This is a genomic window from Burkholderia sp. Tr-20390, assembly GCF_017104595.1.
In the GTDB taxonomy this organism is placed as follows: domain Bacteria; phylum Pseudomonadota; class Gammaproteobacteria; order Burkholderiales; family Burkholderiaceae; genus Burkholderia.
This window is the reverse complement of record NZ_JAAGPC010000027.1, coordinates 45,363-66,374: the sequence shown is the minus strand read 5'-3', so window position 1 is coordinate 66,374 and position 21,012 is coordinate 45,363. Positions and strand designations below refer to the sequence as shown.

The following is a 21,012-nucleotide window of genomic DNA, read 5'->3' as shown; positions in this document are numbered from 1 at the left end:
CGGTCGAGCCGCCGCCGATGCGCTCGATCAGCGTCTGCGCGGCCATTTCGCCGAGCGCGCGCACCGACTGGCCGACCGTCGACAGGGCCGGATACGTGTAGCGGGAGAATTCGATGTCGTCGAACCCGATGATCGAACAGTCGTCGGGCACGCGCATGCCGCGCTCGGCCGCCGCGCGCAGCGCGCCGACGCCCATCAGGTCGTTGCCCGCGAAGATCGCGCTCGGCCGCACCGATTCGAACAGCCGCGACGCCGCGTGATAACCGCCGAGGCACGAGAAATCGCTTTCCGCGATCGCGCCCGGCACGATGTCGACCCCGCGCTCGGCCATCGCGCGGATGAAGCCGTGCACGCGCATGGCGCTGACCGCCGTGTCGGTCGGCCCCGTGATGCAGCCGATCTTCGCGTGCCCGAGCTCGAGCAGGTGACGCGTCGCCAGGTACGCACCGCGCTCGTGGTCGATCTGCACGAGGTCGGCCGCGAGCCCCTCGATGTTGCGGTCGACGACGACGAGCGGCGCGTGGATATCCGCGAGCGTCTGCGCGAGCACCGCATCCTCGCCCGCCGAGGCGACGATCAGCCCGTCGATACGCTTTTCCTGCAGCACGCGCAGGTAGTTGCGCTGCTTGACGGGATCGTCGTCCGAGTTGCAGAAGAACACGCAATAGCCGTTGGCCGCGCACTGGTCCTCGATCCCGCGCGCAAGCTCGGCGAAGTACGGATTCGTGCTGTTCGGCACGACAAGGCCGATGGTCGCCGTCGCACGCGCCTTCAGCGAGCGCGCCACGGCCGACGGCACGTAATTCAGCTCGCGGATTGCGCCCTCGACCTTCGCACGCACATCCGCGGACACCGGCCGCGAATTGTTCACCACGTGCGAGACGGTCGTAAACGACACGCCCGCCATGGCCGCCACATCCTTGATCGTCGCCATTTCCCGTTTCTCTCTGGTCTGTTCTGTCTGTCTTTCTACCGCACGCGGGTGCGCCGGCTGCGATACGTATCGAGCACGACCGCCACCACGATCACCGCGCCGGTGATGATCCGTTTCGTCGGCTCGTTCGCACCGATCTGCGCCAGCCCCGCGGCCAGCACGGAGATGATCAACACGCCAAAGAACGTGCTGATCACCGAGCCGCGCCCGCCCATCAGGCTCGTGCCGCCGATCACGACGGCGGCAATCACCTGCAGTTCGAGACCGACGCCCGCATTCGGGTCGGCCGCCTCGAGCCGCGAAATCTGGAACAACGACGCCAGCCCTGCGAGGGCGCCCATCAATGCGAATACGAGAATTTTATACGGCCTCGGGTTAACCCCTGCAAGTCGGACCGCTTCTTCGTTCGTGCCGATCCCGACGAGATAGCGTCCGAACACGGTGCGCGTCAGCACGAACTGGGCCGCGATCATCACCGCGACCGCGATCAGGAACGCCGGCGAGATGCCGAGCGTGATCGGGTTCGACAGGAAATCGAACGCGTCGCCGATGTAGGCCGTGCGCGAATTCGTCAGCTGGTACGCGAGGCCGCGCGCGGCCTCCAGCACGCCGAGCGACACGATGAACGACGGGATCCGCCAGCCGACGGTAACCGCGCCGGTCAGCGCGCCCGTCGCGGTCGCGACCGCGATGCCGATCAGCGCGGCCGGCAGCGGCCCCCACTGCCATTTCAGCGCGGCGACGCTGACCATCGACGCGGCAAGCGCCAGCACCGAGCCGACCGACAGGTCGATCCCGGCGATGATCAGCACGAAGGTCATCCCGACCGACATCACGACGAGATCGGGAATCTGGTTCGCGATCGTGCTGAACGTATCGTAGGTCAGGAAATGCGAGCTCAGCACCGAAAACAGCGCGATCATCGCGGCGAGCGCACCGGCGAGCCCGAGATAGTTCGACAGGCCGAGCCGCGTGCCGGACAGCGTGCGCGCACGGCGCCCCGTCACGTCCTGCTGCGCGGCTGCGTCGGTCGGGGTTACGGGAGGCTGGGTCATTGCGGTCGTCCTGTATTCGAAGTGCCGGGAGCGGCGCCGGGCGCCTGCCCCGCGTCCGGATGCTGCGCGCCGCCCGGCGGCGTCTCGCGGCCGAAGCCGGCGAACGCCGCGGCCAGCAGCGCATCCTGGGTCCAGTTGCCGCGCTCGAACACGGCGGTCATGCGCCCGGCCGACATCACGCCGATCCGGTCGCAGATCAGCATCAGCTCGCGCAGGTCGCTCGACACGACGACGAGCGCGCGGCCTTCGCGCGCGAGCGCGCCCATCAAAGTGTAGATCTCGAACTTTGCGCCGACGTCGATCCCGCGCGTCGGCTCGTCGAACAGCAGCACGCCCATGTCGCGTGCGAGCCAGCGGCCGATCACGACCTTCTGCTGGTTGCCGCCCGACAGTTCGCCGACCGCCTGCGTCGCGCCGTGCGTGCGGATCCGCAGCGCGTCGATCTGCTGCTCGGCGAGCGCCGTTTCGCGCGCGCCGTCGACGATCCCGCCGCGCGCGAGCCGGTCGAGCTGGCCGAGCGACACGTTCGCGGTGATCGACTGCGTCAGCAGCAGCCCTTCGCCCTTGCGATCCTCGGTGATCAGCGCGATGCCCTGCTTCACCGCCTCGACGGGCGAACCGATCCGCACCGGCTTCGGCGGCTGGCCGATCGCGATCGTCCCCGCGTCCGGCGCATCCGCGCCGTAGATCAGCCGCAGCAGCTCGGTGCGCCCCGCACCGATCAACCCCGAGATGCCGAAGATCTCGCCCGCGCGCACCTCGAGCGACACGTCGCGCACCGCCGTCCCGCGGCTGAGGCCCGACACGACGAGCCGCGGCGCGCCGATATGACGCTCGCCGAGATCGATGTGCTCGCCGATCTCGCGCCCGACCATCAGCGTGACGAGCCCGTCGGACGTCGTCGCCGCCATGTCGCCCGCGTGGACGAGCCGGCCGTCGCGCAGCACCGCGACGCGCTCGGCGACCCGTGCGAGTTCCTCGAGCCGGTGCGAGATGTAGACGATCGCGACGCCGCGCGCCTTCAGCCGGTCGATCTGCTCGAACAGCAGCTCGACTTCACGCGCGGTCAGCATCGCGGTCGGTTCGTCGAGAATCAGCACACGGCAGTCGCCGATCAGGTTGCGTGCGATCTCGACCATCTGCTGGTGGCCGATGCCGAGCGCGCCGACCGGCGTATCGGGATCGACCGCGTCGAGCCCGACCTGCGCCATCGCGGCCCGCGCATCGTCGCGCAGCCGCGCGCGATCGATGATCCCGAAGCGCCGCGGCAGGCGGTTCAGGAACAGGTTTTCGGCGACCGTCAGTGTCGGCAGCAGGTTCAGCTCCTGCATCACCATGCGCACGCCGAGTGCCTCGGCCTGCGTCCGGCTCGCCGGCGCATACGGCTTGCCGCCGAGCTGCATCGTGCCGGCGGTCGGCTCGACGAGCCCGCCGATGATCTTCGACAGCGTGCTCTTGCCGGCACCGTTCTCGCCCGTCAACGCCAGCGCGTGGCCCGCCTCGAGCGTCAGCGTGACGTCGGCGAGCACGGGTTCGGCATAGGTCTTGCCGATGCCGGAGACGGACAGCACGGGAGCGGCTGCGCGGGAGGGTTGGAAAGTCGGGTCCATCGCGATCCTGGTTGCGGCCGCGCGCACGCGGCGCGCGGGTGTGACGCTCACAAGTGCATGTGCATGCAGTGGCCGTGATCGCGCTCACCCCGGATAACGGCCGCCGCGCCCAATTCTTGAGGGCGGCGGCCGCATCGGGGCCGCGTCACTTCGTCACGAGATCCACCGGCGTCTCGACCACGCCCGACATGTCGGCCTGCTTGCGATGCTCCGCAATCGCCTTGAGCGCCGTGTCGATACCGAACACGGCCTGCTTCGCCGCGTACTGATCGGCGGTCGCGAGCACGCGGCCGTCCTTCAGCATCGGCTTGATCGCGTTGATGTTGTCGTAGCCGACCACGAGCACCTTGCCCTGCTTGCCGGCCGCGCGCACGGCCGACACGGCGCCGATCGCCATGTTGTCGTTGCCGCACAGCAGCGCCTTCAGGTTCGGGTATTCGTTGAGCATCGCCGCGGCGACCGCATTGCCCTTGTCGATCTCCCATTCGCCGGACTGCACCGACACGACCTTCATCCCGCCCGCCTTCATCGCATCCTGGAAGCCGGCCGTGCGCTGCTGCGCATTGGTCGTCGTCGACACGCCTTCGACGATGCCGACCTGGTCGCCGGCCTTCAGCCGCTTCGCGAGGTAATCGCCGATCTTGCGCGCGCCCTTGCGGTTGTCCGGGCCGACGAACGGCACGTTCAGGTTCTTCGACTTCAGCACGTCGGGATCGAGCCGGTTGTCGATGTTCACGACGACGATGCCGGCGTCGACCGCCTTCTTCACGACCGGCACGAGCGCCTTCGAATCGGCCGGCGCGAGCACGATCGCGTCGACCTTCGACACGATCATCTGCTCGACGATGCGGATCTGGTTCGCGGTGTCGGTTTCGTCCTTGATGCCGTTGGTGATCAGGTCGAACTGGCCCGCGTTGTGTTTCTGGTATTCCTTCGCGCCCGTTTCCATCGTCAGGAAGAACTCGTTGGCGAGCGACTTCATCACGAGCGCGACCTTCGGCTTGGCTGCCGATTGCGCGTGGACGGCCGGTGCGGCGGCGACCGCGACGGCGGCGAGCGCGGCGGTCAGGAAGCGACGGCGAAAGAGGACATTCATACTCATCTCCTGGCGACCGGCCCCTAAGGACCGGACTATTGTTTGACTGTTGTTTTAATGTGAGCAAACGTTTGCGCCACACTACCCGGGCAATGGCCATCGATGCTGCTGTCGGTACCACGGAATGGAAGCGAGGCAGACGGCCGACTGCCTGGCGCGTGCTGTCGTTTACGCGCCGCCGCCGGCGGGACGCCGGCGGAGTGAAGGCTATGCTGTACCGATTCGCGTCGGTGTGCAACCTGTCTGATCAATATTTAAGGGTTTATTCGGAGCGCGTGTCACGCCGGGCCCCGCGGCGCCGGTTCGTCTTCATCGGCCGACGGCGGCTCGCCGAAGCGGTTCGCGTGCGGCGTGCCGGCGATGAAGCCGTTCATCACGAACAATGCGAGCGCGCCGACGATCGGCACGAACAGCAGCAGCATCCACCATCCCGACTTGTCGATGTCGTGCAGCCGCTTCACGCCGACCGCAATCGACGACCACACCGCGACGACCGCGATGACGACGGCCACCAGCATCACCAGCGGCGGCAGATCGTCTTCCGGCGCACCGCGGGAACCCGCATCGAAAATCGCGCTGAGTACGGTGGAAACCAGCGCGTAGATCCACCACGGCAGGCGTCCGATCCGGCCTTCGAAGGAAAAGAGAAGCCATTTCAGATTCATTGTTTACCTCTTCGTCACGCGTGTTGCGTGCTGCGCGACAGGTCTCCGAGCGTGCCGGGACCGGCGATCCACGTGCGTTGTTTCTTGAAGGCGGACGGGCTGCCGGCTTTGCCTTTCGCACTTCGTTCCGGTGTTGCGCGTTGCGTCGCTGGTGCGATCCGGCCGGCAGGATCGCGACCAACGGACGGCCCGAGTGCGCGTCACCCGGCATTCACGCGCATTGAATCACATTTGCCGGCCGATGGATCGCTCGATATGGCAGATGGCCGAACCCGACACGAAGCGTGCACGCGCACCCTCTTGTTCTTGTCGTTGGGTCGGCAAGCGAATACATGTCGTTCGCCGCGCGCGGCGAAGAATCGGACGGGGAAACCGCGATGGCGGTCGATGATACGGTGAGTCGAATCACCCAGGCAGCGGCAAATCGCCTGCCGCTGCCCAATACATGACGACCCGCGCCGGTATGTCGCGCCATCCGCGGTGAGCGCGCGGATGACGCGCGACGCGCTGCCGTCAAACGGCTTCGCGCAACAGCCCCGCGATTTCCGCTTCGTTCAGATGCGGCGCGAACATCTCGATCAGCCGGTACGCATACGCGCGCAGGAACGCGCCCTTGCGCAGCCCGACCCGCGTCGTGCTCGCTTCGAACAGGTGCTGCGTATCGAGCGCGACGAGCCCCGTGTCGCGCTGCGGATCGTAGGCCATCGCCGCGACCACGCCGATCCCCATGCCGAGCTCGACATAGGTCTTGATCACGTCCGCGTCGATCGCGGTCAGCACGACGTCGGGCACGGCGCCCGCCTGCGTGAACGCCTGGTCGATGTGCGAGCGGCCCGTGAAGTCCTGGTCGTACGTGATGATCGGGTACTCGGCGATTTCCTCGAGCGTCAGGTTCTCGCGGCCGACGAGCGGATGCCCCTTCGGCACGACGACCGTGTGGTGCCACGAATAGCACGGGAACGTAACGATGTCCGGATAGCGGTCGAGCGCCTCGGTCGAGATGCCGAGATCGGCCTCGCCGTTCAGGATCATCTGCGCGATCTGCTGCGGGCTGCCCTGGCGCAGCGCGAGATGCACCTTCGGGAACACGTCGGTGAACTGGCGGATCACCTTCGGCAGCGCGTAGCGCGCCTGCGTGTGCGTCGTCGCGACGACGAGGTGGCCGCTGTCCTGGTCGGCGAACTGGCGCGCGACGCGGCGCAGGTTCTCGGCGTCGAGCAGCATCCGCTCGATCAGCTGGTGCACGGCCTTGCCGGGCTCCGTGAGCCCCGTCAGCCGCTTGCCGCGCCGGATGAAGATGTCGACGCCCAGCTCATCCTCGAGATCCTTGATCTGCTTCGACACGCCCGACTGCGACGTGTACAGCACGTTCGCGACTTCCGTCAGGTTCATGTTCTGGCGCACCGCTTCGCGCACGAACCGCAATTGCTGAAAATTCATGGGTATGCCTCTTAGGCTGTCGTTGTTTGATTGTCGATTCCGAGCGTATCCCGCCCCCTGCCCTGCATGTTCTCGTCAACGCGCGGGAAACACACGCACCGCGCGCGGCACCGCCGTCGCACCGTCGCCGACCTGCAGCGACAGCGCCCGCCATGCATCGCGATCGAGTTCCGCCTCGAGCGCACCGCCCGCGCGCGCCTCGAGCTCCACACGCACCGAGCCGCCGAGCGGAATCACGCGACGCACGTCCACCGCGATGCCGTCGCGGTGCCCGGCTTCGCCGACCGGCCACAACTGCAGGTCGTGCGGGCGCACATAGGCGTTCGCGGGGCCGGCGAAATCGGCGTCGACCTCGATCGGCGCGGCCGCCCCCTCGGCGACGAAGCCACGCCCGGCGACCGTGCCCGGCAGCCGGTTCGCGGCGCCGAGGAATTCGTAGACGAATGCGCTCTGCGGATGATCGTAGACGTCCTGCGGGCTGCCGACCTGCTCGACGTGGCCGCGGTTCAGCACGACGATGCGGTCCGCGACTTCCAGCGCCTCCTCCTGGTCGTGCGTGACGAAGATCGTCGAGATGTGCAGGTCGTCGTGCAGACGACGCAGCCAGCCGCGCAGCTCCTTGCGGACCTTCGCGTCGAGCGCGCCGAACGGCTCGTCGAGCAGCAGCACCTTCGGCTCGACCGCGAGCGCGCGGGCCAGCGCGATACGCTGGCGCTGGCCGCCCGACAGCTCGGACGGATAGCGCTGCGCGAGCCAGTCGAGCTGCACGAGCTTCAGCAGTTCGTGCACCTTCTCGCGGATCGCGGCTTCCGACGGCCGCTCGCGGCGCGGCTTCACGCGCAGCCCGAATGCAACGTTCTCGAACACGGTCATGTGGCGGAACAGTGCGTAGTGCTGGAACACGAAACCGACCTGGCGGTCGCGTGCGCCGACCGATGCCACGTCGAGCCCCTGCAGCACGACCTGGCCGGCATCCGCGTGCTCGAGGCCCGCGATCACGCGCAGCAGCGTGGTCTTGCCGCAGCCGGACGGCCCGAGCAGCGCGACCAGCTCGCCCGGCGGGAAATCGAGCGATACGTTGTCGAGCGCCGTGAAATCGCCGAAGCGCTTCTGAAGGTTACGGACGGTGATACCCATTCTGGTTGCCTCTTTACGATTTCGACGAAACGGCGCCGACGGGGCCGGCATGTGCGGGAACGGCGTCGTGCGCGTCGGCCAGTTCGGCCGCCAGATGACGCTCGGCGAGCAGCTTCAGCGCGAGCGTGACGAGCGCGAGCAGCGCCAGCACCGACGCCACCGCGAACGCCGCCGCGAAGTTGTATTCGTTGTACAGGATCTCGACGTGCAGCGGCATCGTGTCGGTCACGCCGCGGATGTGGCCGGACACGACCGACACCGCGCCGAACTCGCCCATCGCGCGCGCATTGCACAGGATCACGCCGTACAGCAGGCCCCACCTCACGTTCGGCAGCGTCACGCGGCGGAAGATCTGCCAGCCCGACGCGCCGAGCACGCGCGCGGCTTCTTCCTCGTCGGTGCCTTGCGCCTGCATCAGCGGAATCAGCTCGCGCGCGACGAACGGGAACGTGACGAAGATCGTCGCGAGCACGATGCCCGGCACCGCGAAGATGATCTGTACATCGTGCGCCTGCAGCCACGGCCCGAGCCAGCCCTGCGCGCCGAACAGCAGCACGTACACGAGGCCCGAGATCACCGGCGACACCGAGAACGGCAGGTCGATCAGCGTCGTCAGCAGCGCCTTGCCGCGGAATTCGAACTTCGCGATCGCCCACGATGCACACACGCCGAACACGAGGTTCAACGGCACCGCGATCACGGCGACGGTCAGTGTCAGCTTGATCGCCGACCACGCATCGGGATCGGCCAGCGATTCGAAATAGAAGCCGACGCCCTTGCGCAGCGCCTCGACGAACACCGCGGCGAGCGGCACGACGAGGAAAAACGCGAGGAACGCCAGCGCGATGCCCGTGAGCAGCCAGCGCACGACGCGCGACTCGCTGACGGGGTCGAGCCGCTTCGTGGCACGCGCGGCCGGCGACGGGGTTTTCAGCACGACGGTGGCCTCCTGGCTCATTGCTGGCCTCCTGCTGCGACGGCGGTGACGGTGGCGGGCGCGGGACCGCTCGCGCCCTTGCTCGTGCGGCGCTGCAGATACCACTGCAGCGTGTTGATCAGCAGCAGCATCAGGAACGACACGACCAGCATCACGACCGCGAGCGCGGTCGCACCCGCGTAGTCGTACTGCTCGAGCTTGGTGATGATGAGCAGCGACGTGATCTCGGATTTCATCGGCACGTTGCCGGCGATGAAGATCACCGAGCCGTATTCGCCGAGCGCGCGCGCGAACGCGAGTGCGAAACCGGTGAGGAGCGCCGGCAGCACGGCCGGCAGCACGACACGGCGGAACGTCAGCCAGCGCGACGCGCCGAGGCACGCGGCGGCCTCCTCCTGCTCGCGCTCGAAATCCTCGAGCACCGGCTGCACCGTGCGCACGACGAACGGCAGCCCGATGAAGGTCAGCGCGACCAGCACGCCGGCCGGCGTGAACGCGATCTTGATGCCGAGCGGCGCGAGATACTGGCCGACCCAGCCGTTGGTCGCGTAAACGGCCGCGAGCGAAATGCCGGCGACCGACGTCGGCAGTGCAAACGGCAGGTCGACGATCGCATCGACGAGCCGCTTGAACGGGAACGTGTAGCGCACGAGCACCCACGCGACGAGGAAACCGAACACGGCGTTGATCAGCGCGCCGCCGAGCGCCGCGGAGAACGTCAGCCGGTACGACGCGAGCACGCGCGGCGACGCGACGGCGGTGACGAACTGGTCCCACGACAGCGTCGCGGTCTTCAGGAACGTGGCGGCGAGCGGTATCAGCACCACGAGGCTCAAATAGGCCACCGTGATGCCTAGCGTCACGCCGAAACCGGGCAGCGCGCTCGGCTTGCGAAAGGTGTACGTCGTCATCGGATGCTCTTGCTGGGTCGATGCTGCTCACGGGTCCGACGCAAACGCCGGCGCAGTGAATCGCGCCGGCGGCCCGTCGGGGATGCGGCGCGCTATCGTGGCGCGCCGCTGTCGTTATGGCGTTACTGCGGCTTGTAGATCGAATCGAACACGCCGCCGTCCGCAAAATGCGTCTTCTGCGCATTCGTCCAGCCGCCGAAGGTATCGTCGACCGTGTACAGCTTCAGCTTCGGGAACTGCTTCGTCAGCTCCGCCGGCACGTTCTTCGAACGCGGCCGGTAGTAGTTGCGCGCCGCGATCTCCTGGCCCTGCGGGCTGTACAGGAAGTTCAGGTACGCATCGGCCAGCTTGCGCGTGCCCTTCTTGTCGACCACCTTGTCCACCACCGCGACGGGCGGCTCGGCCAGGATGCTCACCGACGGCACGACGATCTCGAACTTGTCGGTGCCGAACTCCTTGACCGACAGGAATGCCTCGTTTTCCCATGCGATCAGCACGTCGCCGATCCCGCGCTGCACGAAGCTCGTGGTCGCGCCGCGCGCGCCCGAATCGAGCACGCCTGCGTTCTTGTAGAGCTTCGTGACGAATTCCTTCGCCGTCTGCTCGTTGCCGCCCGGCTTGTGCACCGCATACGCCCATGCGGCCAGGTAGTTCCAGCGCGCGCCGCCCGACGTCTTCGGATTCGGCGTGACGATCGAGATGCCCGGCTTGGTCAGGTCGTCCCAGTCCTTGATCCCCTTCGGATTGCCCTTGCGCACCAGGAACACGATCGTCGACGTGTACGGCGACGCGTTGTCGGGCAGGCGCTTCTGCCAGTCCTTGTTGACGAGCCCCTTGTTCGCGAGCGCATCGATGTCGTATGCGAGCGCCAGCGTGACGACATCGGCCTGCAGGCCGTCGAGCACCGAGCGCGCCTGCGCGCCCGAACCGCCGTGCGACTGCTTGAAGTTGACGGTCTCGCCCGTCTTCGCCTTCCACTCCTTGCCGAACGCCTGGTTGAAGTCCTGATACAGCTCGCGCGTCGGGTCGTACGACACGTTCAGGAAGGTCGTATCGGCCTGTGCGTGCGTCGCGACGCCCAGCGCCGCCGCCGCGCCCAGCGCGAGTGTTGCGATCAGGCGGCCCACTCCGCCCACCAGCCCCGTATTGCGCTTGCCCATCCTTGGTTCTCCAGTGTTGTCGGTATTGCGATGTCGGGCCAGTCTAACGAACGGGTTACATGATTAAAAATAATCGTTCCTTATTTTTTAATACTCAAAAGTGCTAACGCAGACGGGATGGACGGTTGTGGCAGATGAACCGGCGTCCGGGCGTCGTGAAATCGCGTCGGAACCGGCGCGATCGCGTCGAACCTCACGTAACACTTGAAATTCGCGGACTACTGTATAAAAATACAGCTCACTGTCTATCCATACAGTTGAGCCATGACCAAACTCACCGCCCGTCAGCAGCAAGTGTTCGACTTGATCCGTCGCGCGATCGAGCGCTCCGGATTCCCCCCCACCCGTGCCGAGATCGCGGCCGAACTGGGCTTCAGCTCGCCGAATGCGGCCGAGGAGCACCTGCGCGCACTCGCGCGCAAGGGTGTGATCGAGCTGGCCGCCGGCGCGTCGCGCGGCATCCGCCTGCTCGGCATCGACGATGCCCCGCATCAGTTCACGCTGCCGCATGCCGCCCTGATGCAGTTGTCGCTGCCGCTCGTCGGCCGCGTCGCGGCCGGTAGCCCGATCCTTGCGCAGGAGCACATCTCGCAGCATTACGCGTGCGATCCCGCGCTATTCTCCAGCAAGCCCGACTACCTGCTGAAGGTGCGCGGCCTGTCGATGCGCGACGCCGGCATCCTCGACGGCGACCTCCTCGCCGTGCAGAAGCGCACGGAAGCAAAGGACGGCCAGATCATCGTCGCGCGTCTCGGCGACGACGTCACGGTCAAGCGCCTGATGCGCCGGCCTGGCGGTCTCGAGCTGATCGCGGAGAACCCCGATTACGAAAACATCTTCGTCAAGGCCGGCAGCGCGGAATTCGCGCTGGAAGGCATCGCCGTCGGGCTGATTCGCTCGGGCGAACTCTGACATTCCGTCTCGCTGAGGAGAACATCATGGAACGCCTTGCCCGTCTGCTGCCTTTCCGTCAATTCGGCCGCCTGCGTCACCTGCGCGGCCGCACGCCCTGCGCACCGCTGTCCGCGGCCGCGCCTGTGCAAGAAGAAGTCGCAGTCGAACGGCAGGCGTCCCTGCTGCCGTCGGCGCTCCCCGCTTTCGCGCGGGTATCGCTGAACGCCGGCCTGAATCACGCCGAACCCGCGCGCCGTGCACCGGTGCGCGTCTATCACGGCCGTTCGCGCCTGATCATGGTCGGCACGATCGATGCCGTGTGCCGGATGATCGATCGCTGCATTGCAGAGGAACGATCGGCCACGCCAGGCGGTCTCTGATTGCGGAGCATCCCCGCACCGGAGGCAACGTGACCGGATCTTCGGGCCGCGCATGGCGGCTCAAACCCGTGCTGATCGTCGTGATGGCCGTCGCCATCGTTGCGGCGATCGGCTATGCCTACGCGTCGCCGTACGTCGCGCTCGGTCGCCTGAAAACGGCGATCGATGCGCGCGATGCGCAGGCCATCAGTGAATATGTCGATTTCCCGTCGCTGCGCATCAGCCTGAAGCAGCAGGTCACGGAAGAATTGATGCGCCGGATCGACGCGGTGAAGAAGAACAATCCGTTCGCGGTGATCGGCGCGCTGATCGGGTCGGCACTGATCGGCCCGCTGGTCGATGCGTACGCGACTCCGGAAGGCGTAGCCGCGCTGATGAGCGGATTGCCACCGCGTGGCAATCCAGGTGAGCGTCCACCGGAATGGTCGAATCTGCCGCCAGGCAGCAATACGCCGGCGGCCAATCCGACTCCTCCGGCAAGCGCAGCCGCTCCGGGTAGCAACACGGCCGCTACCGCTGCGTCATCGCCGCCATCCGCCGCTGCCGCACCGGCCAGCCCGGTCGATACAACGCATGTGCCGCACCAGCAGCAAACCAGCGCCGGTTACCGGAATATCGATGAATTCGTCGTGACCTACCAGCGCAGTGCCGATGGCACGCGCTATGCGGCGATATTCCACCGCTTCGGCCTGTTCTCGTGGAAGTTGTCCGCGATCGACCTGCACGCTTGAGCGGTCTTGAGTGGCCGCGGTCAGCGCCCGCCCCACGGACGCGGCACGACGCCCGACCGGCGCGATTCGCCGGTCAGGCAGTCATCGAATCATTGGATCATTTGCCGTTCGCCGTGGCCGCTTCACGCTCCCGCGCGATTTCTTCCTTCTGCTCCTGCGCCGACGAACACGCAACCAGAATGCTGCAGTTCACGCGATCGAGCAGTTGCGTGTTGCCCGACCCCATCCACCATCTGGACAACCCGCTACGGCACCGATGGCCGACGACGACGAGGTCGGCCTTCAGCTCCGTCGCGAGATTCGCGATTTCGTCGATCGGATAGCCGAACGCGAAATGGCCTTCGGCCTGCACGCCGCGCTCGCGCAGCCAGTTCACCCCTTCCTGCAGGATTTCACGCGCGGTTTCCTCGAACCGACCGCACGCGACGTCGGTCAGCAGACCCGCGCTCTGTGCAATGCTCGAGCGCATGTCGACCACCGACAGCAAATGCGTCTCGGCCTTCAGGTCCATCGCGAGATTGGCGCCGCAACGCAGTGCCTTGCGTCCTTCGAGCGTGCCGTCGTAACACAGCAAAATCTTGTTGTAGCTAGCCATGAAACCTCCCTGTCACAACACCGAGCCTACGCATTCATCATGGTGCGCCGCAATTCAGGACGCAAGGGATGGAAAACGCTGATTCGCCCCGCTCGGCTCGTGCGCGATGATGCAGTGCACGATCGGTGCGACCATGCATCGCACCGTGCAGGCATGCCCTGAAGAGACGCAGCCGATGCACTAGAATGGCCCGTTCGTACTCCAGCGGGCCATCAGGCGCCGGCGTCGTGCGCTTCGGTCATGCCCGTGTGACACGCAATCGTCCGATCGGTTCGTAAACCGGCCACGCATCCGGCAGCGGAACGCTTCCGCGCCGCCTACAACGACAACATGCCCATGTCCGTTGCACCGATCGAATTCCGGAACGTCGAGAAGCACTATGGCGACAAGCTCGTCGTCAACGGCCTGTCCTTCACCGTCCAGGCCGGCGAATGCTACGGCCTGCTCGGGCCGAACGGCGCCGGCAAGACCACCACGCTGAAAATGCTGCTCGGCCTCACGCATCCCGATGCAGGCACCATTTCGCTCTGCGGCGAACCGGTTCCATCGCGTGCGCGGCATGCGCGCCAGCGCGTCGGGGTCGTCCCGCAGTTCGACAATCTCGACCCCGACTTCACCGTGCGCGAGAACCTGCTCGTCTTCAGCCGCTACTTCGGCATGTCGGCGCAGGCCGCGCATGCCCTTGTGAAGCCGCTGCTCGAATTCGCGAAGCTCGAGAACAAGGCCGATGCGAAGGTCGGCGAGCTGTCGGGCGGCATGAAGCGCCGCCTGACGCTCGCCCGCGCGCTCGTCAACGATCCCGACGTGCTGGTGCTCGACGAGCCGACGACGGGCCTCGACCCGCAGGCGCGTCACCTCATGTGGGAGCGGCTGCGCTCGCTGCTCGCGCGCGGCAAGACGATCCTGATCACCACGCACTTCATGGAAGAAGCCGAGCGCCTGTGCGACCGCCTGTGCGTGATCGAGGAAGGCCGCAAGATCGCCGAAGGCGCGCCGCACGCGCTGATCGAATCGGAGATCGGCTGCGACGTGATCGAGATCTACGGGCCCGATCCGGCCACGCTGCGTGACGAGTTGTCGGCGTTCGCGAAGCACACCGAGATCAGCGGCGAGACGCTGTTCTGCTACGTGAGCGATCCGGAACCGCTGAGCGCGCGACTCAAGGGTCGCACGGGCTTGCGCTATCTGCATCGCCCGGCCAATCTTGAAGATGTGTTCCTGCGGCTCACGGGCCGCGAAATGCAGGACTGATCGATCATGGATGTCCGCAACTATTCGACCGCCGCACCGTCGGCACCGCCGCGCGTGTCGCGCTTCGCGATCGCGATGCCCGCGAACGCGACCAACTGGATCGCCGTCTGGCGGCGCAACTATCTCGTCTGGCGCAAGCTCGCGCTCGCGTCGATGTTCGGCAATCTTGCCGATCCGATGATCTATCTGTTCGGGCTGGGGTTCGGGCTCGGGCTGATGCTCGGCCATGTCGACGGCGTGTCGTATATCGCGTTCCTCGCGGCCGGCACGGTCGGGTCGAGCGTGATGATGTCCGCGAGCTTCGAGTCGATGTATTCGGGGTTCTCGCGCATGCACGTGCAGCGCACGTGGGAAGCGATCATGCATACGCCGCTCGCGCTCGGCGACATCGTGCTCGGCGAGATCGTTTGGGGAGCCAGCAAGGCGATGCTGTCGGGGGCCGCGATCATGCTCGTCGCGGGGGCGCTCGGCTATGCGCAGTTTCCGTCGATGCTCGCGGCGCTGCCCGTGATCGCGCTCGCAGGCCTCGCGTTTGCCAGCATCGCGATGATCGTCACGGCGCTCGCGCCGTCCTACGATTTCTTCATGTTTTATCAGACGCTCGTGCTGACGCCGATGCTGCTGCTGTCGGGTGTGTTCTTCCCGATCACGCAGTTGCCGCCGATCGCACAGCACGCGGCGCAGGCGCTGCCGCTCGCGAATGCCGTCGAGCTGATCCGGCCCGCGATGCTCGGCCGGCCGGCAACCGACGTCGCACTGCATGTCGCGGTGCTCGCCGGTTACGCGGTCGGCGGATTCCTGCTGTCCGCGTGGCTGTTCCGGCGGCGGATGATGCGCTGACGGCCGGCGCACGGGCGCCGGCTTCCTGCGACGACCTTACTCGTCGTCGTCGCTCCACGGGATTTCGACGTCGGTCAGGAACGCGACGGTCGCGAGCGGGCCGCCTTCCTGGCGGCCGAGCTTGCCGTCCGCGCGATGCCATTCGACGCGGAACTGCGTGCCCGGATCGTCGGCCACCAGATACACCGTGCGCAGCTCTTCCTTGTCGGCTTCGTCCACCGGGCCGTCGAACGACACCAGCATTTTCTGCGGCCACAGGCCGTTGACCGGATCGTAAATGCGGTCGCCCTGCGGAATGTCGATGCTGGCCTCGACGCCGATCGTTGCGGAGGCCTCGATGATCATCGTGCCGAGTGCGTTCAGCACGGCAGTCGCCCGCGCGGAATTGGCCTGGCGGATCGCGAGATCGCCGCGCGTCAGCGCCTTTTCGAGTCGAGGATGGATCTTCGGTTGGGTCATGCGTTTTCCTGTTTGCTTCTTGTAAATGGCGCCGCACGCGTGAAACGGCGGCGCCGGATGAATACCACGATTGCGCCCTGCTGGCGCGCCGCCTGCGCGCGTCAGAACCCGAGCGCGACCGCGAGCAGGCCGCTCGCGATCCCGAACACGACGACGAGCGTCGCGACGATGGCCAGCATGTACGGCTTGAACGAACGCGCGAGCATCGCGAGCGACGGCACGCTGATCGGCGGCAGCGTCATCAGCAGCGCGGCGGCCGGGCCGACGCCCATGCCGAGCGACAGCATCGCCTGGATGATCGGCACCTCGCCGGCCGTCGGGATCACGAACAGCATGCCCGCAACCGCGAATGCAATGATCCAGCCGAGATGATTGCCGATGTCCGGGCCGATATGCGGGAACAGCCACGCGCGCGCGGCGCCGAGCAGCAGCACGAGCACGATGTATTCGGGCACGAGCCGCACGGCCATGCGCGCAAGCAGCTTCATCCAGCGAACGAACGGATTGCCGGCCGCGGCCTGCTCGGCCGCCAGCGCGGCGAGCTGCACATCGTCGATGCTGCGGTCTTCAGGGCGTGCGATACGGTTCAGCAAATAGCCGATCCCGAACACCATCGCGATGCCGAGCACGAGGCGCAGCGCACTCCAGTGCCAGCCGAGCACGAAGCCCATGAACACCAGCGCCGCCGGGTTCAGCACCGTGTTGCCGAGCCAGAACGCGACCGCGCCGCCCGGCGATGCATGGCGCGCACGCAGCCCCGCGACGACCGGCGCCGCACAGCACGTGCACATCATGCCGGGCAGCGACAGCAGGCCGCCCGCGGCGACGCTGCCGAAGCCGGTGCGGCCGAGCACGCGCGCGACCCAGTGCGCGGGCAGCAGCGCCTGCACGGCCGAACCGAGCAGCAGGCCCAGCACCATCGCCTGCCAGATCGCCTTGCCGTACGCCCACGCGTAGTCGAGCGCGGCCTTCAGCGACGGCTCGGGCGCGGTCGCCGACGTGCCCATCAGGATCGACTGGCCGATCGAATGGTGCTCGGCGGCCACGAACGCCTTGTTGTAGTACGGAAACCATTTCACATAGAACAGTCCCGCGACCGCGATCAGCAGGAAGGTCATCCAGCCGAGGGCCGGATTGGGTTGGGTGCGTGTGGTCGTCATCGTGTGGTGGTCGATTGGTTTTGGTCAGTTTCGAATGTCGCGCCTGCAGCAAACGCGGCCGATGCGGGTAGCCCGGCCTGTGCGAGCTGGGCCAGCAGCGCACGCGCCTGCTCGCGCCCATCGGCGGCGTTGGGCCGGAACGTGAACGTCAGCACCCGGTTCGGCTTGTTGTATGCCGCGCGGTAGGTCCGTGCGTAGGCCGGATCGTAATGCTTGTCGATCAGTTCGGTGAACAGTTCGGCCCGCGCGTCCGCATCGATCAGCGCCTTCCAGTGCGTCACCTGCTCGCGGCTGTGCAGGCCGATCAGCCGATTGAGCTGCGCCTTGAACGCATCCGGTTCGTCGAACAGGTGGGCGTAATCGTCGAGGAGAAATGCGATGCGCTCGTCATGCGCCGCGTCGACATGCACCCACGGCCCTGCGTGAAACGCTTCGATCAACGCGATCGGCAACTGCACGAGCCCGATCCTGCGGCTTTCCGACTCGACGAACACCGGCCATTCGGGGTCGAAACGTCCGAGTGTTTCGACGAGCCCCGAATCGAACCCCTTCTGCGCCGGCTGCGGCTTGCCCGGCAGCGCGCCGAGCAACGAACCGCGATGGCACGCAAGCGCCTCGAGATCCAGCGTCTGCGCGCCCACGTCGCGCAGTGCGTTCAGCAGACGCGTCTTGCCGCAGCCCGTATGGCCGACGAGCGCGATGTAGCGAAAGCGCGTCGGCAGCGAGTCGAGCGTCGCGCACACCGACTGGCGGTACGACTTGTAGCCGCCGTCGAGCTGGCGCGCCTTCCAGCCGATCAGGTTGAACCAGGTCGTCATCGAGCCCGAGCGCTTGCCGCCGCGCCAGCAATAGATCAGCGGCCGCCAGTTGCGCGGACGGTCGGCGAACGTCGTGTCGAGATGGCGCGCGATGTTGCGCGCGACCATCGCCGCGCCGACCCGGGTCGCCTCGTACGGCGACACCTGGCGGTACATCGTACCGACGAGCACGCGCTCCTCGTTGCTGAGCACGGGCGCGTTCAGCGCGCCGGGAATATGGTCCTCGGCGAACTCGAGCGGCGTGCGCACGTCGATGATCTCGTCGAACTCGCCGGCGCGATCGAGGGTGACAATCAGGTTCTTCAATTTGGCGTCGAACGGGGGCGATGCGGCTCGATGAGCCGCATGGGCACGGAAGGCGGATTGACGATTATCTCACGGGCCGGCCTCTCGGGCCGCGCGCGGCAGTCGGCGGCGCCGACGCGGCCTGCATCGCGTCGATCAGATGGTCGCGGAATGCGCGAACCGACGCGGGCAGATCGCGCCCCGCCATCGTCTGCACCTGGATGCTGCGCTCGCGCAACTGCGGGTTCGTCACGGGCACGACGACGAAGCCGTCCGCGGCGCAGCGGTCACGCACCGACAGCAGCCCCGTGAACATCACCGCGCCCGTACGGCGCGCGTAACCGTACATCGCCGCCGTGTTGTTGCTCGTCAGTTCCGGCTCGAGCAGCAGCCCGTCGAGCGCGCACGCGATGTCGATCAGCTGGCGCACCGTCGTGCCGGCCTCGGGCAGCACGTGCGGGTGACGCGCGACATCGGCGAGCGACACGGCTTCCCGCGTCGCGAGCGGGTGGTCGTGCCGCACGAGCGCGAAGATCGGCGCGCGCTCGGAGTGGTCGACGCGCACGCCCTTCTCCGGCGCGAGGCTGAAGCTCAACGCGATGTCCACATCGCCGTCGCGCACACGCCGCGTCGCGTCCGCCGGCGACACCACCCATACGGAGAAATCGACACCCGGATGGCGCGCCTTGAAGCTGGCCAGCGTGCCGGGCAGGAAGTCGATCGCGAACCCTTCCGAGCACGCGATCTTCAGCAGGCTGCCGTGCAGCGCGTCGAGCCCGCCGATGTCCTTCATCACGTGCTCGGCCTCCAGCAGGCTGCGCTGCGCGAACGCCAGCAGCCGCTCGCCGGCCTCCGACAGCGCCATTCCGCGCGGCCGGCGCTCGAACAGCGGTGCGCCGAGCTCGCTCTCCAGTTTCGCGATCTGGCGGCTGATCGCCGATACGGCCACGTGCAGCCGCGCGGACGCGTCGCTGATCGAGCCGGTGCGCGCCACCTCGACGAAATACCGCAACGCCAGGCCATGCAGGAAAGCCGCCATCGCTCTGTCTCCGCCCGTCTGCCGGGCTTGCCGCTTTGCCTTTTCGGCAAAGAAAGGTTCGAAATTCGATCATTGTGACAAAAAAAACGACTTCCTAGAATCGATCGCACTTCACGCTGCATGCCCGATCCGGCGCGTGCGGCGAACCCGTCAGAGGAGACCCGACTTGAGCCGTACCGCCGCCATCCAGCACGCGCTGGACCAGTTCGAATCCGGTGCGTTCTTCACGACCCTGAGCCGCCGCGTCGGCCTGCGCACCGAAAGCCAGGAAAGCGGCAATGAAGCCGCGCTGCGCGCCTACCTGACCGACGAGATCGCCCCCGAAGCCGCGCGCCTCGGCTTCACGTCGCGGATCGTCGACAATCCCGTCGACGGCGGCGGCCCGTTCCTGCTCGCCTCGCGCCACGAAGACGACGCGCTGCCGACCGTGCTGATCTACGGCCACGGCGACGTCGTGCGCGGCTACGACGCGCAGTGGCGCGCGCCGCTGTCGCCGTGGACGCTGACGGCCGACGGCGACCGCTGGTACGGCCGCGGCAGCGCCGACAACAAGGGCCAGCACACCATCAACCTGGCCGCGCTGGCGAGCGTGCTCGACGCGCGCGGCGGCCGGCTCGGCTTCAACGCAAAGCTGCTGATCGAGATGGGCGAGGAAACGGGTTCGCCGGGGCTCGACGCACTGTGCCGCCAGGAGCGCGACGCGCTCGCGGCCGACGTGCTGATCGCCTCCGACGGCCCGCGCATCGCCGCCGCGCGCCCGACGGTGTTCCTCGGCTCGCGCGGCTCGGTCAATTTCAAGCTGAGCCTGCGCGCCCGTGACGGCGCGCATCACTCCGGCAACTGGGGTGGGCTGCTGCGCAATCCGGCGATCGTGCTCGCGCATGCGCTCGCGAGCCTCGTCGACGCGCGCGGTGCGATTCGCGTCGCGGGGCTGCGTCCGCCGCCGATTCCGGCGGCCGTGCGCGATGCGCTCGCCGACCTCTCCGTCGGCGGCGGCCCCGGCGATCCGGCGCTCGACGCCGACTGGGGCGAGCCCGGCCTCACCGCGCCCGAGCGCGTGTTCGGCTGGAACACGTTCGAGATCCTCGCGTTCAAGGCCGGCAACCCCGAGCACCCCGTCAACGCGATCCCGCCCGCCGCGTACGCGCACTGCCAGTTGCGCTTCGTCGTCGGCACCGACTGGGAGGCGCTGCACGCGCATCTGCGCACGCACCTCGATGCACACGGCTTCGCCGACATCGAGATCGACGTCGAACGCGGCGCACCGGCGACGCGCGTGCCGCCCGACGATCCGTGGGTGCGCTGGGCCGTCGCGTCGCTGGCGCGGACCACCGGCAAGAAGCCCGCGATCCTGCCGAATCTCGGCGGCACGCTGCCGAACGAAGTGTTCGCCGACACGCTCGGGCTGCCGACGCTGTGGGTGCCGCACTCGTACCCGGCGTGCTCGCAGCACGCACCGGACGAGCACCTGCTCGCGAGCGTCGTCAGCGAGGGGCTGCAGATAATGGCCGGCCTCTTCTGGGATCTCGGCGACGACGCGCCGACCGCTCGCCGCACGGCGCCCGCCGAGGCCGGCGCCGCCCTGTAACGCGCTTCGCCCTTTCACGGGACCTGC

General features: G+C 67.3%; 21 protein-coding genes. 6 read left to right on the top strand and 15 right to left on the bottom strand.

Features of this window, described 5'->3' with window-relative positions; genetic code table 11:
* The 10 genes from G3N98_RS10870 to G3N98_RS10825 all read right to left on the bottom strand — a co-directional run.
* Window positions 1-934 (bottom strand): LacI family DNA-binding transcriptional regulator (locus G3N98_RS10870; RefSeq protein ID WP_206148167.1); only part of this gene is annotated, 934 nt, incomplete at its 3' end.
* Window positions 935-969: 35 nt separating this feature from the next.
* Window positions 970-1,989 carry an ABC transporter permease gene (locus G3N98_RS10865; protein ID WP_175240347.1) on the bottom strand — a complete coding sequence of 340 codons (1,020 nt, stop codon included), beginning with the start codon at window positions 1,987-1,989 and terminating at the stop codon, window positions 970-972.
* On the bottom strand, window positions 1,986-3,599 hold the full coding sequence (locus tag G3N98_RS10860; protein ID WP_206148165.1) for a sugar ABC transporter ATP-binding protein: 1,614 nt from the start codon (window positions 3,597-3,599) through the stop codon (window positions 1,986-1,988). Before G3N98_RS10860 ends, G3N98_RS10865 begins: the two co-directional genes overlap by 4 nt.
* A gap of 145 nt (window positions 3,600-3,744) precedes the next feature.
* On the bottom strand, window positions 3,745-4,695 hold the full coding sequence (locus G3N98_RS10855; protein WP_089425352.1) for a sugar ABC transporter substrate-binding protein: 951 nt from the start codon (window positions 4,693-4,695) through the stop codon (window positions 3,745-3,747).
* Between the two features lie 278 nt (window positions 4,696-4,973).
* Window positions 4,974-5,360 (bottom strand): DUF805 domain-containing protein, encoded by a 387-nt coding sequence (locus G3N98_RS10850; protein WP_089494790.1) that lies wholly within the window; start codon window positions 5,358-5,360, stop codon window positions 4,974-4,976.
* Between the two features lie 513 nt (window positions 5,361-5,873).
* Window positions 5,874-6,800 (bottom strand): CysB family HTH-type transcriptional regulator, encoded by a 927-nt coding sequence (locus tag G3N98_RS10845; RefSeq protein WP_006484201.1) that lies wholly within the window; start codon window positions 6,798-6,800, stop codon window positions 5,874-5,876.
* 75 nt (window positions 6,801-6,875) lie between these two features.
* Window positions 6,876-7,937 (bottom strand): sulfate ABC transporter ATP-binding protein, encoded by a 1,062-nt coding sequence (locus G3N98_RS10840; protein ID WP_089431032.1) that lies wholly within the window; start codon window positions 7,935-7,937, stop codon window positions 6,876-6,878.
* A gap of 13 nt (window positions 7,938-7,950) precedes the next feature.
* Window positions 7,951-8,895, bottom strand: coding sequence for a sulfate ABC transporter permease subunit CysW (gene cysW / locus G3N98_RS10835; protein WP_175240343.1), 945 nt, complete (start codon window positions 8,893-8,895; stop codon window positions 7,951-7,953).
* Entirely contained in the window at window positions 8,892-9,785 is an 894-nt protein-coding gene (gene cysT / locus G3N98_RS10830; RefSeq protein WP_174969163.1) for a sulfate ABC transporter permease subunit CysT, read from the bottom strand. The genes cysW and cysT overlap by 4 nt, the downstream gene beginning before the upstream one ends.
* 122 nt (window positions 9,786-9,907) lie before the next feature.
* Window positions 9,908-10,945: a sulfate ABC transporter substrate-binding protein gene (locus G3N98_RS10825; RefSeq protein WP_011351893.1), complete on the bottom strand. Its 1,038-nt coding sequence runs from the start codon at window positions 10,943-10,945 to the stop codon at window positions 9,908-9,910.
* A 264-nt stretch (window positions 10,946-11,209) separates the two neighbouring features.
* Here G3N98_RS10825 and lexA point away from each other — a divergent pair, with 264 nt between their 5' ends.
* From lexA to G3N98_RS10810, 3 genes are read left to right on the top strand one after another with little or no spacing between them, the layout of a single operon-like run.
* Complete coding sequence (lexA, locus tag G3N98_RS10820; RefSeq protein WP_089425347.1) at window positions 11,210-11,857, top strand: transcriptional repressor LexA; 648 nt, start codon at window positions 11,210-11,212, stop codon at window positions 11,855-11,857.
* A gap of 26 nt (window positions 11,858-11,883) precedes the next feature.
* Entirely contained in the window at window positions 11,884-12,219 is a 336-nt protein-coding gene (locus tag G3N98_RS10815) for a hypothetical protein (protein WP_006476078.1), read from the top strand.
* Between the two features lie 29 nt (window positions 12,220-12,248).
* Window positions 12,249-12,950, top strand: a complete 702-nt coding sequence (locus G3N98_RS10810) for a DUF2939 domain-containing protein (protein ID WP_206148170.1) — start codon at window positions 12,249-12,251, stop codon at window positions 12,948-12,950.
* Window positions 12,951-13,047: 97 nt separating this feature from the next.
* On the opposite strand, the gene G3N98_RS10805 is transcribed toward G3N98_RS10810, so the two are convergent.
* Window positions 13,048-13,545 carry a universal stress protein gene (locus G3N98_RS10805; RefSeq protein WP_039358765.1) on the bottom strand — a complete coding sequence of 166 codons (498 nt, stop codon included), beginning with the start codon at window positions 13,543-13,545 and terminating at the stop codon, window positions 13,048-13,050.
* Window positions 13,546-13,881: 336 nt separating this feature from the next.
* Between G3N98_RS10805 and nodI the strand changes: the two genes are divergently transcribed.
* Both nodI and G3N98_RS10795 read left to right on the top strand, forming a co-directional pair.
* Window positions 13,882-14,796 carry a nodulation factor ABC transporter ATP-binding protein NodI gene (gene nodI / locus G3N98_RS10800; RefSeq protein ID WP_241025852.1) on the top strand — a complete coding sequence of 305 codons (915 nt, stop codon included), beginning with the start codon at window positions 13,882-13,884 and terminating at the stop codon, window positions 14,794-14,796.
* A 6-nt stretch (window positions 14,797-14,802) separates the two neighbouring features.
* Window positions 14,803-15,636, top strand: a complete 834-nt coding sequence (locus tag G3N98_RS10795; RefSeq protein ID WP_089472719.1) for an ABC transporter permease — start codon at window positions 14,803-14,805, stop codon at window positions 15,634-15,636.
* A 36-nt stretch (window positions 15,637-15,672) separates the two neighbouring features.
* Here the strand turns inward: G3N98_RS10795 and G3N98_RS10790 are convergent, their stop codons facing one another.
* The 4 genes from G3N98_RS10790 to G3N98_RS10775 all read right to left on the bottom strand — a co-directional run bounded on the left by G3N98_RS10790 (window position 15,673) and on the right by G3N98_RS10775 (window position 19,397).
* The gene (locus G3N98_RS10790) at window positions 15,673-16,095 is read right to left on the bottom strand and encodes a hypothetical protein (RefSeq protein WP_034174145.1); all 423 of its coding nucleotides are present in this window, start codon (window positions 16,093-16,095) and stop codon (window positions 15,673-15,675) included.
* A gap of 101 nt (window positions 16,096-16,196) precedes the next feature.
* Window positions 16,197-17,255 (bottom strand): permease, encoded by a 1,059-nt coding sequence (locus tag G3N98_RS10785; protein WP_206148162.1) that lies wholly within the window; start codon window positions 17,253-17,255, stop codon window positions 16,197-16,199.
* Window positions 17,252-18,379 carry a tRNA 2-selenouridine(34) synthase MnmH gene (gene mnmH, locus G3N98_RS10780; RefSeq protein ID WP_206148160.1) on the bottom strand — a complete coding sequence of 376 codons (1,128 nt, stop codon included), beginning with the start codon at window positions 18,377-18,379 and terminating at the stop codon, window positions 17,252-17,254. Before mnmH ends, G3N98_RS10785 begins: the two co-directional genes overlap by 4 nt.
* 64 nt (window positions 18,380-18,443) lie before the next feature.
* Window positions 18,444-19,397, bottom strand: a complete 954-nt coding sequence (locus tag G3N98_RS10775) for a LysR family transcriptional regulator (protein WP_089440016.1) — start codon at window positions 19,395-19,397, stop codon at window positions 18,444-18,446.
* 166 nt (window positions 19,398-19,563) lie between these two features.
* Between G3N98_RS10775 and G3N98_RS10770 the strand changes: the two genes are divergently transcribed.
* A complete protein-coding gene (locus G3N98_RS10770; protein WP_206148159.1) occupies window positions 19,564-20,985 on the top strand; it encodes a M20 family metallopeptidase in 1,422 nt (473 codons plus the stop codon).
* Window positions 20,986-21,012: the final 27 nt, after the last annotated feature.